Here is a 16,160-nt window from a genome sequence, read left to right on the forward strand (position 1 = left end):
CGCCGCTGAGCCGATGACGGGCAAGTCCGAGAGCTGGGTGCGTGCCGGGGCCTACGCTTCATCGGTCGGGGCCGCCCTTCTGGTCGCCTCCTGTCTCGGCGTCGAGGTTGCGCAGGCGCAGGCGATCATGCGAACGCCGACGATCAGCGTTCCCTCGCGCACGCCGACCATCTCTCCGAGCATTGCCCCGCGGGTCAGCCCGACCCTATCCGCCAGGGCGGTGTCGGTCGATCGCGCTCCGCGTCCGATCACGACCGCCCGGATTCCTTCGGCGCGGGTGGGACCGATGCCGGTGCTGCCTTATGCGCGCTACTCCCCCAACCTCTACCCGGCCTGCTCGGCGCCCTACCGGGCTGCCGACGGCGAATGCCTGGCACAGCCGAACGCGGGCGGCGAGGGCAGTGGAAAATCGGGCAACAAGAAGAGCGCCCGCAAGGGGCGCGGCAACAACACGCCGGTCGCGGTGAACCAGCGCAGCTTCGCAGGCGAATTCGTCGCCGAGATCGACGGCGCTCTGTCGGTGACGGAGGCCGACGAGCTTGCGCGTCGCCACGGCCTCGCGCGCGTCGCCTCCGAGAATTTTCCGCTGATCGGGGCGACGTTCGGCCTGTTCCGCATCACCGACGGCCGACCTGCCGAGACGGTGCGGCGTGAGTTCGCGGCCGACGGCAGCGTGCGCTCGGTCCAGCCGAACTTCCGCTACGTGCTCCAGGACCAGAAATCGTCCGTGCCGGTCGAGGGCGATCCCGCGCAATATGCGCTGGCAAAACTCCGCCTGCCGCAGGCGCATGCGCTGGCGCACGGAGCCAATGTCACGGTTGCCGTGATCGACTCCGGCATCGATGCCAAGCATCCCGAACTCGCCAATTCCGTCGCCGACAATTTCGACGCGCTCGGCAGTCCCGAGGGGCCGCACGTCCACGGCACCGGCATCGCCGGCGCCATCGTGGCGCATGCCCGGCTGATGGGCAGCGCGCCCGAGGCGCGCATCATCGCCATCCGGGCCTTCGGTGGCGCCAATGGCGGTGCCGAGAGCTCCTCCTACATCATCCTGCGCTCACTGAACTACGCCGCCGAGCACGGCGCGCAGATCGTCAATATGAGCTTTGCCGGCCCGAAGGACGCGATCATCGAGCGCGCGATCGCGGCGACGGCCGCACGCGGCCTCGTGCTGATCGCGGCCGCCGGCAATGCCGGCGCGAAATCGCCGCCGCTCTATCCGGCTGCCAATCCCAATGTGATCGCGGTCAGCGCGACGGATCAGCAGGACAGGCTGTTCTCCGCCTCGAACCGCGGCAACTACATCGCGGTCGCAGCCCCCGGCGTCGACATCTTCCTGCCGGCACCCGCCGGTAAATACCAGATGACCTCGGGAACCTCGTTCTCGGCCGCTTATGTCTCCGGCGTGGCGGCGCTGCTCCTAGAGCGCAATCACGCCTTGAAGCCGGAGGCGCTACGCATGACGCTGGCAAGGACCGCGCGCGACCTCGGCTCACCCGGACGTGACGACCTTTTCGGAGACGGGCAGACCGACGCCTTTGCCGCCGTCATGGCCGTTTCCGCCGACAGCGCCTCGCCGGTTGCGGCTGCGTCCGGTACAACAAAACGTGAAGATGCGGAGAAGCGTCAGGGCGAGCCCGGCAGCCGTGCGATCGAGCAACCATCGCTGTCCAGCGGAGACGATAAATCCGCGGTTTCTCAGGCAGATAGACCGGCTGCGCGATAGCCGCCGCGACAAAGATGCGCGCGGGCCGAAGGTCAAAAAAGCGAACCCTCGCATTGAACGTTCAGCCAGCTGCCACGACCAACTGATGTGGGAGCGGTCATCCCTCCCCATCAGTCATATCAGGCGCGAGCGCCCATCCACCCCAAGCGCCCATATGGCTTGACCCGTCCGGTTGTCCCCCCGGACGGGTCTTTTCTTTTGGGGGCCGATTCTTTGAAGCGTCGTGTGCGTTCAGCTTTCGGTTGAAAGGCCGCGTCCGCAGCGATCGCCACGGCTCGGGCAACACGCCGCAAGCCCGCTATGCTTGTGCGAAGCTTGACTCGAAAACACGACAAATCTCCGCACGACTACGGTATTTGACGAAGAGCGTTGTGTCGTTGCTGGACAAGTCGAAACTTTTCCACAAAATATTCATGTCGCGTCTAAATTGATTCGTGTGCGTTGCGTCCCCCCGCGTCCGTGTTTTCTCCTGACGGGCTGGTTCATGACACATCGCCAACAGTCAATTCATGCCGTGGCCGTCGGCCGCGACATCGCAGCGCGCTGGTGCGCCCTTGCCGAGCAGCGACTGCAACATCTCTCCGAGATGTTCGAGACCGGCCGCTGGCGCCGTTATCACTCCGAGATCGCATTCCTCGAAAACATCCAGGAAGCCAAGCTCGCAGTCCAGACCTGGCGCGCGCTCGCGACCGGCGGGGACGTCGCCGAGGCGGCCGCGAGCGTGACGCCCGCGTTCGGCTGGTCGCCGGCGACGATGCCGCGCGTGTTTCCGCGCGAGCAGCAGGCGCAGACCGTACAGCCCAAGGCCGTGCATATCGCCCCCGAGACCGCCGTGCCGGTCAGGCTCGATCCGAAGAGGGATGTGCTCGCGGAGATCACCGAAGCCGCGATTGCGCCGCCCTCCGTGCCGTCGGCGCTGGCGCCGCTCACGGCGCCCGATGTGTCGGCGCCGCCCAAGATGCCATCTTTTACTGCGCCTGCCGAGATGCCGCCGCTGAGAGCTCCAGCTGCGAGGGCTCCGCTCACCGCACCCATCGTGCGGTCACCGCTTGCACCTGCCGCCATGGCACCGTTCTCGGCGCCCGAAGTGAGATCGCCGCTCGCGACGCCCGCCGCGAAGCCGCCGAAGACCGCGCCTGCAGCGATGGCGGCGCTTCTGCCGCAGTTCGCCCCGCCGGCCGAGGAGATCGTCGCAGCGCCCGAGCGCGTCGTCGAATTCACCTTCAGCCTCGACGGTCTGGAAGCAAAGTACCCGCTGCTGCGGAACGCGTTCTAACGTCGCACTGCGTTGCCGCCGACCATTACCTGCGCGAAGCGTTGCGCCCCGTCGGCCGACAGATCCGAGGTCACGGCGCGGGCGTGGTCGAGGCCGACCACGGCGCCGCGCGGGGTCTCGGAGATCATGTTGTTGTTGACGAGCGCGGTGCCGGCGCCCGGCACGACCGAGACGCCGACGCCGGCAAGCGCTTTTCGGATCACGTTGCCCGTGATCGCGACGTCGCGCAGATATTTGCCCCAGCCGGCGACGATGCCGTAGGACGGCGCATTCTCGATCACGTTGCCGGTGACCGATGTGTCAGCCTCGATGTAGATGCCGACGCCGGCATCGTCGTCCGGCGCGGTGCCGATCGGCCGTTTCGGGATCAGGTTGCGGATGATGTTGCCCTGGACCACGGCGATACGGCCGCCTTCGTTGAAATTGCAGACGGAGACGCCGACGGCGGCGCCGTCGACGGTGTTGTTGGCGATCACGGCCGCCTCGAACGCGAACTCTGAGTAGAGCGCGACCTCGCGCACGTCGCTGACGCTGTTGCCGGTGATGTGAATGTTCGAGGCCGAGTTGCCGCGCACCGCCGAGTAGTCGCAGTTCCTGATGCGGTTGCCGCGCACGATCACGTTGCCGGCGCGAAACGCGTTGATGGCATTGCCGTACTGGCCCGAGCCGCCGGGTCCGGCCTTGATGTCCTCGATGCGGTTGTCGGCGACCAGCGTGCCGTCGTCGCCGATCGCGGTGCGCAGGATCTCGATGCCATTGTCGTTGGTGCCGATGATGGTGTTGCGGGAAACGCTGAGGCCCCTGGCGTCGAACGAGACCACCGCAGTCGACGCGATGTTGGTGAAGATGTTGGCGGAGACGTCGCCCGCGACCTGCTCGAGCCAGATGCCGCTGCCCCCGGATCCGGTAACCGCAGAATCGGCGACTCGAATGTCCCGACCGCCGAGCACATGAATCAGCCCCCGCCGGGTCGGCAGCGGAATGTTGCCGCCGTCGAAGGTGATGCCGGTGAGGCCGATCGCATCGGAGCCGTCGCTCTGGATCATCGAGGCTCCGCCCGTGAAAACCAGCCTGGTCGCACCGCGCACGCCGATCAGCTGCGCGCCATTCGGCAGCCGCAACAGTCCGGTCCGGTAGACGCCCGGCGGCAGCGCCAGCGGCATTTGCGCCCGCGCGGCTTCGTCGATCGCGCGCTGCAGCGCGCGCGCCTGATCCTCGCTGCTTCCGGGTCGCACGCCATATTGTGTGGCATCGCGCCCGAGCAGGGACGTCAGCGGTGCCGCGCGCGCAGCGTCAGCCGGCATGGCGAGCGCGCCGGCAATGCCCGCGGTCGAGGCTCCGATGAGATAGCGGCGATTGAGGTCCATGGCGCGTCCTCGGGCGGACGCGGGGGTCCGCGCGGGATTACGTAGCGCAGGGCGGAGGGACCGGTGAGGATTGTTCGCGGTAGGGTTAAATGTTTATCCCCGCGGAGGTCCTGCCAAGGGCCGCTTGCGCGCCAATTGCACCATTTCCATCAGCATGGCTTCCCCCGCATCCACCAGTTCCTCCAATGTGATCCGGGCTGCGCCCTTGGGCCGCGCAGCGCCGTTGCGTGCCAGCAGGGGGATGTGGATGAACGCCGCAAGCCGCGGACCGCCGGCCTTCACGTTCTCGATCGCGCGCCAGCTCAGGTAATTGCAGAGATAAGCGCCGGCATCGCGCGAGGGACGCGCATCGATGCCGGTGAGGCGCGCGGCGCGCAGCAGCCTTGCGGTGTGCGGGCCGAACGTCATCGCATCGGCATGGCCGGCGATGCCGCGCTTGCTCGAGCGGGTGTTGGCGGCATCCGGCCACAGCATGGTGACGGCGTTGCGGGCGCGGGTCTCGACGCGCAAATAGGGCGTGCGCGCCGCGAGGCCGAACATCAAGAGCGCATCGGGCTTCTGCGCGGCGAGCACCTCAGGCAATTGCCGGTCGACCGCGGCGTAGGTGACCGGAAAGATGTGGCTCGCGATTGCGACATTGTCGAGCGCCGGGCGGCGCAGTCGCGTCAGCCGCGCGACCAGCGGCTGAGTCGGATTATGGGGCGCGCCCGGAAACGGCCCGAAGCCGGTGAGGAGGATGCGGAGCTTGTCGCTCATTGCAGCAACTCCAGGATCTGCTCGGCGGCGAGCGCAGGGGTGAGATGGCCGTCGGCGACTTCCGCCTCGATCTTCCGGACCTTGGTCCGCACCGAAGCCTCGCTGCGCAATCTTGCCAGCATGCGCTGCTCCAGCATCGACCACATCCATTTCACCTGCTGCTCGCGCCGCCGTGCGGCGAAGTCACCGGACGCATTCATCGCCTTGCGGTGGTCCAAAACCTTCTGCCAGAGCTCGGCGATGCCGGTGCCGGCCAGCGCCGAATAGGTGATAACGGGCGGATGCCAATGCTCGGACCGGGGGCTGAGAATATGCAGCGCACCGCGATAGTCGGCGGCGGTCACGTTGGCGCGCTTGAGATTGTCGCCGTCGGCCTTGTTGATGGCGATCATGTCGGCGAGCTCGACCAGGCCCTTCTTGATGCCTTGCAGTTCGTCGCCGCCGCCCGGCAGCATCAGCGCCAGGAAGAAATCCGTCATGTCGCAGACCGCGGTTTCGGACTGGCCGATGCCGACGGTCTCGACCAGCACGACGTCGAATCCGGCCGCCTCGCACAGCAGCATCGCCTCGCGCGTCTTCGCCGCGACGCCGCCGAGCGTGCCCGAGGACGGCGAGGGGCGGATGAAGGCCTCGCTCGAGGCCGACAGCCGCGCCATCCGCGTCTTGTCGCCGAGGATCGAGCCCCCGCTGCGTGCCGAGGACGGATCCACCGCGAGCACCGCGACCTTGTGGCTCTGCTCGATCAGGTACGTCCCAAGCACATCGATGGTGGTGGATTTGCCGACGCCGGGCGAGCCGGTGATGCCGACGCGAAACGCCTTGCCGGTGTCGGGCAGGAGCATCTGCACCAGCTCGCGCGCCAGCGCCTGATGGTCGCCGCGCCGGCTCTCGACCAGCGTGATGGCGCGGGCAAGCGCCGCGCGACTGCCCGCGCGGAGCTCCTTGGCGAGCGTCTTTATATCGAGATTGGCCTTCTGAATCATGCCTTGATGTACAACGGCCGGTCGACGCAGGCGAGAGGTTCGCGCCCGCGCTCCGCTTGCCCCATCAGGGTGCCGGGGCGACCTCGGTCAGAGTTGCAGGCTTTCCCTTGATCCCGCGCCACAGCATGGTGGCCCAGATCAGCAGCGTCACGACCCCTAGCGTTGCGGCGATCGGCCGCTCGAAGAACATAACGAACGCCCCGTCTGCCTTGATCATGGAGGTCATGAAGTTCTGTTCCAGCATCTCCCCGAGCACAAGCCCCAGGATTGCCGGCGCGATCGGGAAGCCGTGCTCTTCCATCAGCCAGCCGATCAGGCCCATCACTACCATCATGATGACGCCATAGACCGAGTTGGTCATGGCGTAGGAGCCGACCAAGCAGAACATCAGGATCACCGGCAGAAGCACGTTGCGCGGCACCCGCAAGAGCTGCTTGCCGCCCTTGATCGCGATCCAACCCAGCGGCAGCATCAGGATGTTGGCTAAAATGAAGATGATGAACACGGCGTAGATGAACTGCGGGTTTTGCAGGAATACGGTCGGTCCGGGATTCATCCCTTTCATGTAGAGGACGCCGATCACGATCGCCGTGATGGAATCGCCGGGAATGCCGAAAACCAGCGCCGGGATCCAGGCCCCGCCGAGCGCAGAATTATTGGCCGACGTCGCATCGACGATACCTTCGATATGGCCGGTACCGAACTTTTCCGGCTCCTTCGAAAATCGCTTCGAGACTGCGAAGGAAATCCAGGCCGCGATGTCGGCGCCGGCCCCGGGCAGTGCGCCGATCAAGACGCCGATGGTCGACCCGCGCAGGAAGTTGAACCAGTAGCGCTTGAAGACGCCGAACACGCCGCTGAAGATATTGCCAATCCTTTGCGCGATCACGGCTCCCGTCGCATCGGCGTGGACCATGCCGCGAAGCAGTTCGGACAGTGCGAACATGCCGATCATCGCGGGAATGAAGCTGATACCTTGCAGAAGTTCGACGCTGCCGAAGGTGAAGCGGGGATAGCCTGCTGCGGGATCGATGCCGATGCAATTGACGGCGAGCCCGAACAACAGGGAGGTTATTCCTTTCAGCGGCGCGTCGCTGGTCATGAAGACGGCGCAGGTCAGGCCGAGCAGGGCCAGCCAGAAATATTCGAACGAGGAGAAATTGATCGCGACCTCGGCCAGCGCCGGGGCGCAGACGATCAGGATGGCGACGCCGACGAAACCGCCCAGAACGGAGAAGACCAGATTGACCCCGAGATTGAGATCGAGCTGTCCGTTCCGGGACATCGCATAGCTTTCGTCCGTGTAGGCGGCCGACGCCGGCGTACCTGGAATGCGGAGCAGCGCCGCCGGAATGTCGCCGGCGAAGATGGCCATGGCGGTTGCCGTGACGATCGCGCCGAGCGCCGGCACCGGGTCCATGAAGAACGTCACCGGTACGAGCAGCGCCGTCGCCATCGTGGCGGTGAGACCCGGCATCGCGCCGACGAACATGCCGAACGCCGCTGATGCGGCGATGACCCAGAGCACGTAGGGATCGAAGATCAGGCGGCTCGCGTCGAGCAGGGTGTGCATGTCAGCCTCAGAGAATCGAATTCAGCCAGCCGCGCGGCAGCGGCACGCGAAGCAGCGTGGCGAAGAACCAATAGATCGTGAAGGTGCCGACCAGCGCAGTAACCACGGCGATCCACGGCCGCACGCCGAGCCAGAGGAACAGGGTCCCGAGAAACAGCAGGGCAAGCGGAATGAAGCCAACGGTTTCGGCCGCGAAGATGTAGAGTAGCAACAGAATGAGAACGAGAAGGAATGTGGCGAGACGACGTGGCTCCCTGACCCATGGCGCAAACTCGACCCAGGGAGCGCCCCTGCGCCGCGCCGTCAATCCATTCCATATCAGGATCCCGCCGCACACGATCAATCCGGCGCCTAGCATGCGCGGAAACAACGATGGGCCGTACTTCTGTCCGGGAAAGTCGGGGAAGCTCGCGGTCAGCGCAATCATCACGATGGAGAGAACGATCAGCACAAGCCCGGCGATGGCATCATTGGCGCGCAATGGCGGCTCCCTGGGATCGAAGCGAGACGCGCCGCGGACGGCGCTGCCTCCAGGTCTGGGCGGTAGCGTGTTTCAGCCGCGCTTCAGGTCTTTGCGATACCGGCTGCCTTCATGGCTTCGCCCATCTGCGCGTCCGCCTTGTCCATGAAAGCGGCGTAGCCGGCGGCATCGTTCCATACGACGCCGAAGCCGCGCGACGACATGAAGTCGTTGTATTCCTTGGACTCGAATATCTTCTTCAGCGAAGCCGTCAGCTTGGTTGCGATCGGCTGAGGAAGGCCCTTCGGGCCGGCGAAGCCACGCCAGGCCCCGGTCGTATAGTCGACGCCCATCGCTTCCTTGAGGGTGGGCACGTCGGGGAACGTCGCTGCGCGCTTCGGCGCCATGATGGCAAGGCTGCGTGCCTTGCCGGCGTCGATCATCGCGCGCGCCTCCGGAATGGAGCAGGTGGTGAAGTCGATGCCGCCTGCCGCAAGATCTTGCATCGCCGGCGCGGCGCCATTTGAGGGCACCCATGCTACCTGGTTCGGCGGCAGTCCCATGGCCTGCAGCCAGCCCACCAGAGCGAGATGCCAGATGCCGCCTTGACCGGTGCCGGAGGCCTTGAACTTGCCGGGCGTGGAGGCCTTGATCGCGTCGGCCAGATCCTTCACCGTCTTGTACTGTGAATCCGCCTTGACCTGGATCCCCGGAGGATCCTCATTCATCAGAGCCAACGGCGTGAAATCTTTGGGCGTGAGCTGGGTCAGGCCGGCCCAGTGCATCATCGCAATTTCCACGGTGATGATGCCGAGTGTGTAGCCGTCTGGTGCGGCGGTCGAGATCGCGGAATGGCCGACCACGCCGGAGCCGCCGGTGCGGTTGACCACGTTCACCGGCTGACCGAATTCCTTTTCAAGGAGCACGCCGACAATGCGTGCAGTGGCATCGGTTCCTCCGCCGGCACCCCACGGGCAGATCAGCTGGATTGGCCGGGTGGGATAGGCGTCATCGGCAGACGCGGGCTTCAAGCCGAAAGCGGCGGATGCAGCGACTGCGGCGGTCGAGGCCGCAAAGGTGCGGCGCGAAATCTTGGACATTGAATGCCTCCCAGCGGCGCCCGTGATGCCAGGCGCTCTTGTCAATGGCGGCATTCTAGTCGGCTTTGCAGAGCCGCCGCAAGATAGCGCTACCAACGAGATTGCCGGGTTGTGCGTGAAGGTTGGATGGCCATCGGATGGGCAGTCGGAAACCGGGTGGGTTTTGCCCGCGCGAGCAGCCAACCTCAGCGCGTAGCGAAAACCAAGGGGAAGCCACCGATGACCCAAGCCAATTACAGCGCCGTGCTGGACCACCCGCTGGACGAAGTCTGGTCGCTGATCCGCGATTTCAACAACTATCCCGCCTATATCGACGGGGTGAGCGAGAGCGTGATCGAAGACGACAAGCGCGGCGATGAAGTCGGCGCCATCAGACGCTTCTGCTATCTCGGAAACTGGATCCGTCAGCGCCTGGTGATCACTCGGACCGGCAGCACACCCTGAGTTACGCCGGCCTCGAACCGCTGCCCTATCCGCAAGACGACGGCGGCCGGAGCCCGACGCCGGCGCGCTACCAAGGCACCATGCATCTGCGCCCGATCATCGCGGACGATCGCACCCTCATTGAATGGTCGGTGGACCTCGAGACGGAGCCTGCTGACGCCGATCGCTGGCAGGCTTTGTTCGCGTGCTGGATTCCTGATTGGACGGATTCGCTGGCGCGGACACTGGCGCGAGCCCATCCGCGATCCAGCTAGCGATCGTTCACTGCTCCTCCGCGTCGCCCTTCGGCCGCGCGCCGCCGAAGATTCGTGTGCCTTCTGCGCTGAGATACGGCTTCAGCGCCTCCCACGGCACGAATGCAACATACTCGCCCTCGGCGTAGGGACCGACGGCGTAGGGCGGGTAGTGAAAGGTGAGGCCGGAGCTCTTGCCTGCTTCAGTTGACGGCGCAAGCGTCACCGCGCCGATCTTGAGCAGGCTTGGCTCCACGCTCTTGAACCATTCGTCGGTCGCGGTCTCGCCGGCATCGCGCTTCTTCTTCTCGGCCTTGAGCGAGGTGATGATGGCCTTCACCATCGCCTTCATGGCCGGACCCTTGTCGGCGGTCTCGGCAAAGAACGGGCGGATCGAGATGCGCTTGTTCGCCGCCTTGTCCCACAGGATCGTGTTCACATCCGAATTGGGATGGGCACCGCGTGTGTTCATGTAGTCGTTGCGCAGGACACTGACATAGCGGTCGGCAACCACGGAGCGGATTTCATATTTGCGCTCGAACTCCCAGCCGCCCTCCTTGAAGAACTGCGGGTCCGCTTTGCGAGCGGCGGCAGCTTCCGCGGCATTCTTATCGAGCCATTTCCTGCCTTCGGCGAGGCAATCCGCCGCCAGCGCCGCATCCGCCTTGATCCTGTCGTCGAGGAAAACGCGCGCCTCGATGCTCTCGGTCTTGATGACGGCGTCGGGCTTGGGGTCGGCGGCGAGGGCAGAAAACGCGCACGTTGCGCTCAGCGCCAGGGCGACGCTCAAACCCGCGATGAATTTCAAGGCTAGTGCTCCTGCGTGAGCGTCAGAATATTTCGACAATGTCGTCTGCGCTGTGCGGCGCAAAGCGGGGAGACGTCGAGCGGCGAACGGTTGCCTGCGTCTGCAACCCGGTCGCATCTTCGATGATATTTTCGACATCGATCAGCTTGAGCAGTGAAAAAGACGTATCCGGTTCGATCTCGAGCAGAATGTCGATGTCGCTGCCGTAATCTTCGCCGGCCCGCGAGCCGACAATGGCAAGCTTCGAGACGCCCTTGCCTTTGATGGCGTCCGCATTTTCGCGTATCGCAGCGATGATCTCGTCACGCGTCATGGACACAGCTGGCCGGTTGCGGCCAGTCTATCATCTACTCGGCCGCCTCGCTATGGCCGAGCCGCGCATTCAGCTTGCGGATCAGCTCCTCGGCCGCCTCCGCAATCACGGTGCCCGGCGGGAAGATGGCCTCGGCGCCGGCGGCATAGAGCGCGTCGTAATCCTGCGGCGGCACCACGCCGCCGACGATGATCATGATGTCGTCACGGCCCTGCTTCTTCAGCGCGGCCTTCAGCTCCGGCACGGCGGTGAGGTGGGCGGCAGCGAGCGAGGAGACGCCGAGGATGTGGACGTCGTTCTCGACCGCCTGCCGCGCGGCTTCATCCGCCGTGGCGAACAGCGGCCCGATGTCGACGTCGAAGCCGATATCGGCAAAGGCAGACGCAATCACCTTCTGGCCGCGGTCGTGGCCGTCCTGGCCGATCTTGGCGACAAGAATGCGCGGGCGGCGGCCTTCCGCCTCCTCGAACGCGTCGATCAGCGCCTGAACCTTCTCGACCTGGTTGCCCATGCTGGACGCCTCCCGCTTGTAGACGCCGGTGATGGACTTGATCTCGGCGCGGTGCCGGCCGAACACCTTTTCCATCGCGTCCGAGATTTCGCCGACGGTCGCCTTCGCCCGCGCCGCGTCGATGGCGAGCGCGAGCAGATTGCCGTTGCCTTCGCCGGCCGAGCGCGTCAGCGCGGCAAGCGCGGCATCGACGTCCTTCTGGTTGCGCTCGGCTTTCAGCCGCTTGAGCTTGTCGATCTGCAAGCGCCGGACGTTGGTATTGTCGACCTTCAGGATCTCGATCCTGTCCTCGTCGGTCGGCTTGTACTTGTTGACGCCGATCACCGCCTGCTTGCCGGCGTCGATGCGCGCCTGGGTCTTGGCCGAGGCTTCCTCGATGCGCAGCTTGGGCACGCCGGCCTCGATCGCCTTCGCCATGCCGCCGAGCTCCTCGACCTCCTGAATGTGGCTCCACGCCTTCGCCGCGAGGTCGCGCGTCAGCCGCTCGACGTAGTACGAGCCGCCCCAGGGATCGATGATGCGGGTGGTGCCGCTCTCCTGCTGCAGGAAGAGCTGGGTGTTGCGGGCGATGCGCGCCGAGAAATCCGTCGGCAGCGCCAGCGCTTCGTCGAGCGCATTGGTGTGCAGCGATTGCGTGTGGCCCTGCGTCGCCGCCATCGCCTCCACGGTCGTGCGCATCACGTTGTTGAAGACGTCCTGCGCGGTCAGCGACCAGCCCGAGGTCTGGCTGTGCGTGCGCAGCGACAGCGAGCGCGGGTCCTTCGGGTTGAAGGGCTTGAGCAGCTTCGCCCAGAGCAGGCGCGCGGCGCGCAGCTTGGCGACTTCCATGAAGAAGTTCATGCCGATCGCCCAGAAGAACGACAGGCGGGGCGCGAAACGATCGACGTCGAGCCCGGCCGCAAGGCCGGCGCGCAGATATTCGACGCCGTCGGCGAGCGTGTAGGCGAGCTCGAGGTCCTGCGTCGCGCCGGCCTCCTGCATGTGATAGCCGGAGATCGAGATCGAATTGTACTTCGGCATTTTTTGCGAGGTGTACGCAAAGATGTCGGAGATGATCCGCATCGAGGGCGCCGGCGGATAGATATAGGTGTTGCGCACCATGAACTCTTTCAGAATGTCGTTCTGAATCGTTCCTGAGAGCTTCTCCGGCGGCACGCCCTGTTCCTCGGCGGCGGCGACGTAGAGCGCGAGGATCGGCAGCACCGCGCCGTTCATGGTCATGGACACGCTCATCTGGTCGAGCGGGATGCCTGCAAACAGCGTGCGCATGTCGTAGATGGAATCGATGGCCACGCCGGCCATGCCGACGTCGCCGCCGACGCGCGGATGATCGCTGTCATAGCCGCGGTGGGTGGCGAGATCGAACGCGACCGAGAGGCCCTTCTGTCCGGCCGCGAGGTTGCGGCGGTAGAACGCGTTGGAATCCTCCGCCGTGGAGAAGCCGGCATATTGCCTGACCGTCCAGGGCTGGTTGACATACATGGTCGGATAGGGACCGCGCAGATAGGGCGCGATGCCGGGATAGGTCTCGAGGAAATCGAGCCCGGCGAGATCAGCCTCGCCATAGGCGGGCTTCACCAGGATGCCCTCGGGCGTGAGCCACGGCTCGGCGCTGCCGGCGGGGGCGGCTGTGGCGGCTCGCTCGAAAGCGACATCGGCGAAATTGGGAATGCGGCTCATGGTGTCAACCATATCATAGACGCTCAATCGTGATCCGGATGCTGATGGCTGACGATGGTCGCCATCTTCTCCGGTCCGTAATTCTGCTGCGTGGTCTGGCTCGGCAAGTTGGCGATGCCGACCACCCAGCCGAGGCGGGATTCGGTGCCGAACTGGCGCGTCGGGATCACCCAGTCGGGGTGGTCGAAGGTGCCGGTCATGATCTCGATCCGGTCGCCGTCAATGCGGCCGAAGCTCAGCGGCGTGCCACAGGCGGAGCAAAAGCCGCGCTCAGCGATGGTGGAGGAGCGGAAGAACGAGGGCTGACCCTTGGTCCAGGCGAAGTCCGTCTTGTTGATATCGGCAAAGGAGGCGAATGGCGCACCGGCTGCCTTCTGGCACATACGGCAGTGGCAGATCGAGACCCTGGTCGGCGCCGTCATGACGGCGAAGCGCACGGCACCGCATTGGCAGCCGCCGGTGAGAACGGGTTTGCTGGTGCCGGTCATGGCTGCTCCATCCGTCGATAGGCGTCTTGCAGTGTCGCAAGCGCATCGCCTCCGGCGAAGACAAAAGCCGTGACGCCGGCGGCGCGCAGCGCCGCCTCGGCATCAGTCGGGCGGCCTGCCAGATAGATAAGTCTGCTGCCTGCCGATTGCAGGGCCCGGGCGGCGGGTTCCGCCTGACCGGCATAGACCTTGTCGCTGGAACAGAGGCACGCAAGCTCCGCACCTGAAGCGTCGAACGCGGCTGCCAATTTGGCCGGATCGGCAAAGCCCTCGCTGTCCAGGGCCTCGATGCCGCCGGCTTCGAAGAAGCTCTTCGCGAAGGTGGCGCGCGCCGTGAAATCGGCGGGCGTGCCGAGATTGGCCAGGAACACCTTCGGCCGGGCGCCACGTGCCTTCAACGCCGCGTCGGATTTGTCGCGCAGCGCCTCGAACGGTTCCGCCAGCCGGATCGGCGGAAGCGCATCGAACTGGTATTTCTGTTCGCCGTAGGGAGCGAGTGCGACCGGTGTCGCCTTCAGTACGGTGGCTTCGCTCTCATGCAGGTTCGGAAACTCGCTGGCGCCGGTCAGCACGTCGCGGCGCTTTGCGATGCTAGCCTCGCGCGCCTTTCGCGCGGCCGTCACCTTGCTCTGGAACACGCCCTGCTGAAGCGCGGCAAAGGCGCCGCCGGCTTTCTCGCTTTCCTGGAACAGCATCCAGGCGGCGTCGCAAAGCTGCGCCGTCAGCGTCTCGATGCCGCCTGCGCCTGCGGCGGGATCGCTGACCTTGGCGAGGTTGCTTTCTTCCAGCAGCAAAAGCTGCGTGTTGCGCGCCACGCGCCGCGCGAACGGATCGGGCAGGCCGAGCGCCAGCGTATGCGGCAGCACGGTGATCGCGTCGGCGCCGGCAAGGCCCGCCGCGAATGTCGCGATGGTCGCGCGCAGCATGTTCACGTAAGGGTCGCGCTGCGTCAGCATGCGCCAGGCCGTATCGGCGGCGATGAACAGCGGCTTCGGCGTCAGCCCGCAGGTCGTTTCAATGCGCGCCCACAGCAGCCGCAGCGCGCGGAACTTGGCCATGGTCAGGAACTGGTCGGCATCAGCGGCAAGCCGCGCATAGACCATGCCCTGCGCCTTCTCGAGGGGAATGCCGGCGCCTTCGATCGCACGCAGATAAGCGACGCCGCAGGCGAGCACGAAGGCAAGCTCCTGCACCTCCGAGCCACCGGCATCATGGATCACGCGCCCGTCGGCGGACGCAAACGGTCCCTTGAAGCCGAGCGCGGCAAGGCCCTTGATGGCATCGGCAATGGCAGGAACGATCTCGTCCCATGTGTAGGGGCTGTGGCCCCACATTGCGGCGGCCGCGAGCGGATCGAGGCCGAAGCGGATGTTGCAGGCTGCGGGATCGAATCCCTTGCTCTTGACATATTCCGCGACATGGATCGCGGCCATCCGCGATTGCGGGCCGATCTGGAGTTCGAGGCCGATGCCTGCGTCGAGATGAATATCCTTCAAGACCTTTGCGACCGCATCCGCCGAAGGTTCCAGGCCGAAACCATGGGCCCCGCTGCCGCCGGCGAACACCAGCGCGAGCCCCGTCGCGCCGTTCTCGAGGTCGGTCAGCGCCTGCGCATTTGCGAGCGCCGCGTCGGGATGGTCGATCCGCTGCACGATCTGCCATGGCGCAGCCAGCGGCCGTCCCACCACGGGTGCAACGCCCTTGGCGCGCGGATAGAGCGGATCGATCTTGATGCCGTCATAGGTCTTGCCGACCAGCTTCTCGAACGGCGCGCCCTTCAGCACGCCGTCGACCAGCTTGCGCCAGTCCTCGACGGTGGCCTTGGGAAAATCCGCCGCCAGCGGCAGGTCGTCAGTCACGGAGGTCATGCGGCGAAGGGCTCCCGAACACCTTGTTATTCGCAGGCGAAATTGCCACGGCAGACCGTCCCTGCAAACGGTTGTTTTTGGTTAACCGGTATCCGGAAGCCGCTCAATGCCTTGCGTGGAGACGCTGGCGAGCCCGTCACGCACACGAATACCCGAGATCACGCGCTCGGGCGCGATTTCGGCCAGCGGCACCAGCACGAAAGCGCGCTCGAACAGGCGGGGATGCGGCAGCGTCAGGTCGGGCTTCTGCAAGGAGACATCGTCGTAGGCAATCATGTCGAGATCGAGAGTGCGCGGGCCCCAGCGCCGCTCCTTGGTTCGCGTGCGGCCGAACTTCTGCTCGACTTTCTGCAGCACGAACAATAGCGCGTGTGGATCGAGACCGGTCTCGATCTCGATGCAGGCATTGATGAAGGAATCCTGGTCCTCGTCGCCCCAGGGCGGGGTGGCATAATCCGAGGAGCGCGCGATCAGCGCGGCCTGCGCCATGCCGCAGACATGGGCGATTGCCTTTTTGAACGTCGCGCGGACATCGCCGACATTGCCGCCCAGTGCGATCAGCACGCTCGCCACG

15 protein-coding genes are annotated in these 16,160 nt (G+C 65.5%); 3 read left to right on the forward strand and 12 right to left on the reverse strand.

Going from position 1 to position 16,160, the window contains the following annotated elements; genetic code table 11:
• The first annotated feature begins 13 nt into the window (after positions 1-13).
• Both ABIG06_RS24520 and ABIG06_RS24525 read left to right on the forward strand, forming a co-directional pair.
• Positions 14-1,726: a S8 family serine peptidase gene (locus tag ABIG06_RS24520; RefSeq protein WP_370138902.1), complete on the forward strand. Its 1,713-nt coding sequence runs from the start codon at positions 14-16 to the stop codon at positions 1,724-1,726.
• 514 nt (positions 1,727-2,240) lie between these two features.
• On the forward strand, positions 2,241-3,002 hold the full coding sequence (locus ABIG06_RS24525) for a TIGR03809 family protein (protein ID WP_370140898.1): 762 nt from the start codon (positions 2,241-2,243) through the stop codon (positions 3,000-3,002).
• On the opposite strand, the gene ABIG06_RS24530 is transcribed toward ABIG06_RS24525, so the two are convergent.
• The 6 genes from ABIG06_RS24530 to ABIG06_RS24555 form a co-directional block, all read right to left on the reverse strand.
• Complete coding sequence (locus ABIG06_RS24530) at positions 2,999-4,369, reverse strand: TIGR03808 family TAT-translocated repetitive protein (RefSeq protein WP_370138903.1); 1,371 nt, start codon at positions 4,367-4,369, stop codon at positions 2,999-3,001. The two genes, ABIG06_RS24525 and ABIG06_RS24530, sit on opposite strands and share 4 nt — an antisense overlap.
• A 93-nt stretch (positions 4,370-4,462) precedes the next feature.
• Entirely contained in the window at positions 4,463-5,125 is a 663-nt protein-coding gene (locus ABIG06_RS24535; RefSeq protein ID WP_370138904.1) for a pyroglutamyl-peptidase I, read from the reverse strand.
• Positions 5,122-6,108, reverse strand: coding sequence for a methylmalonyl Co-A mutase-associated GTPase MeaB (meaB, locus tag ABIG06_RS24540; protein ID WP_370138905.1), 987 nt, complete (start codon positions 6,106-6,108; stop codon positions 5,122-5,124). The genes ABIG06_RS24535 and meaB overlap by 4 nt, the downstream gene beginning before the upstream one ends.
• Positions 6,109-6,172: 64 nt before the next feature.
• On the reverse strand, positions 6,173-7,681 hold the full coding sequence (locus ABIG06_RS24545) for a tripartite tricarboxylate transporter permease (protein WP_370138906.1): 1,509 nt from the start codon (positions 7,679-7,681) through the stop codon (positions 6,173-6,175).
• 7 nt (positions 7,682-7,688) lie between these two features.
• Complete coding sequence (locus ABIG06_RS24550) at positions 7,689-8,162, reverse strand: tripartite tricarboxylate transporter TctB family protein (RefSeq protein ID WP_370138907.1); 474 nt, start codon at positions 8,160-8,162, stop codon at positions 7,689-7,691.
• 83 nt (positions 8,163-8,245) lie between these two features.
• Complete coding sequence (locus ABIG06_RS24555) at positions 8,246-9,241, reverse strand: tripartite tricarboxylate transporter substrate binding protein (RefSeq protein WP_370138908.1); 996 nt, start codon at positions 9,239-9,241, stop codon at positions 8,246-8,248.
• Between the two features lie 219 nt (positions 9,242-9,460).
• On the opposite strand from ABIG06_RS24555, the gene ABIG06_RS24560 reads away from it, so the two are divergent.
• Positions 9,461-9,685 carry an SRPBCC family protein gene (locus ABIG06_RS24560; RefSeq protein ID WP_370138909.1) on the forward strand — a complete coding sequence of 75 codons (225 nt, stop codon included), beginning with the start codon at positions 9,461-9,463 and terminating at the stop codon, positions 9,683-9,685.
• Between the two features lie 261 nt (positions 9,686-9,946).
• Here ABIG06_RS24560 and ABIG06_RS24565 read toward each other — a convergent pair whose 3' ends face one another.
• The 6 genes from ABIG06_RS24565 to folK form a co-directional block, all read right to left on the reverse strand.
• On the reverse strand, positions 9,947-10,726 hold the full coding sequence (locus tag ABIG06_RS24565; protein ID WP_370138910.1) for an RsiV family protein: 780 nt from the start codon (positions 10,724-10,726) through the stop codon (positions 9,947-9,949).
• Between the two features lie 22 nt (positions 10,727-10,748).
• A complete protein-coding gene (locus ABIG06_RS24570; protein WP_370138911.1) occupies positions 10,749-11,039 on the reverse strand; it encodes a nucleotidyltransferase family protein in 291 nt (96 codons plus the stop codon).
• Positions 11,040-11,073: 34 nt separating this feature from the next.
• Positions 11,074-13,230, reverse strand: coding sequence for a methylmalonyl-CoA mutase (scpA, locus tag ABIG06_RS24575; RefSeq protein ID WP_124160808.1), 2,157 nt, complete (start codon positions 13,228-13,230; stop codon positions 11,074-11,076).
• Positions 13,231-13,253: 23 nt separating this feature from the next.
• Positions 13,254-13,718, reverse strand: a complete 465-nt coding sequence (locus tag ABIG06_RS24580) for a GFA family protein (protein WP_124160809.1) — start codon at positions 13,716-13,718, stop codon at positions 13,254-13,256.
• Positions 13,715-15,586, reverse strand: coding sequence for a methylmalonyl-CoA mutase family protein (locus ABIG06_RS24585; protein ID WP_370138912.1), 1,872 nt, complete (start codon positions 15,584-15,586; stop codon positions 13,715-13,717). The genes ABIG06_RS24580 and ABIG06_RS24585 overlap by 4 nt, the downstream gene beginning before the upstream one ends.
• An 81-nt stretch (positions 15,587-15,667) precedes the next feature.
• Positions 15,668-16,159, reverse strand: a complete 492-nt coding sequence (folK, locus tag ABIG06_RS24590; protein ID WP_370138913.1) for a 2-amino-4-hydroxy-6-hydroxymethyldihydropteridine diphosphokinase — start codon at positions 16,157-16,159, stop codon at positions 15,668-15,670.
• Position 16,160 lies beyond the last annotated feature (1 nt).

It is taken from the genome of Bradyrhizobium sp. USDA 326, assembly GCF_049739485.1.
Classification (GTDB): Bacteria; Pseudomonadota; Alphaproteobacteria; order Rhizobiales; family Xanthobacteraceae; genus Bradyrhizobium.

Excerpts from the sequence above, each read along its gene's own strand:
- ABIG06_RS24520 (WP_370138902.1), top strand. The coding sequence starts at position 14 with ATGACGGGCAAGTCCGAGAGCTGGGTGCGTGCCGGGGCCTACGCTTCA.
- ABIG06_RS24530 (WP_370138903.1), bottom strand. The coding sequence starts at position 4,369 with ATGGACCTCAATCGCCGCTATCTCATCGGAGCCTCGACCGCGGGCATT.
- ABIG06_RS24535 (WP_370138904.1), bottom strand. The coding sequence starts at position 5,125 with ATGAGCGACAAGCTCCGCATCCTCCTCACCGGCTTCGGGCCGTTTCCG.
- meaB (WP_370138905.1), bottom strand. The coding sequence starts at position 6,108 with ATGATTCAGAAGGCCAATCTCGATATAAAGACGCTCGCCAAGGAGCTC.
- ABIG06_RS24545 (WP_370138906.1), bottom strand. The coding sequence starts at position 7,681 with ATGCACACCCTGCTCGACGCGAGCCGCCTGATCTTCGATCCCTACGTG.
- ABIG06_RS24555 (WP_370138908.1), bottom strand. The coding sequence starts at position 9,241 with ATGTCCAAGATTTCGCGCCGCACCTTTGCGGCCTCGACCGCCGCAGTC.
- ABIG06_RS24560 (WP_370138909.1), top strand. The coding sequence starts at position 9,461 with ATGACCCAAGCCAATTACAGCGCCGTGCTGGACCACCCGCTGGACGAA.
- ABIG06_RS24570 (WP_370138911.1), bottom strand. The coding sequence starts at position 11,039 with ATGACGCGTGACGAGATCATCGCTGCGATACGCGAAAATGCGGACGCC.
- scpA (WP_124160808.1), bottom strand. The coding sequence starts at position 13,230 with ATGAGCCGCATTCCCAATTTCGCCGATGTCGCTTTCGAGCGAGCCGCC.
- ABIG06_RS24580 (WP_124160809.1), bottom strand. The coding sequence starts at position 13,718 with ATGACCGGCACCAGCAAACCCGTTCTCACCGGCGGCTGCCAATGCGGT.
- ABIG06_RS24585 (WP_370138912.1), bottom strand. The coding sequence starts at position 15,586 with ATGACCTCCGTGACTGACGACCTGCCGCTGGCGGCGGATTTTCCCAAG.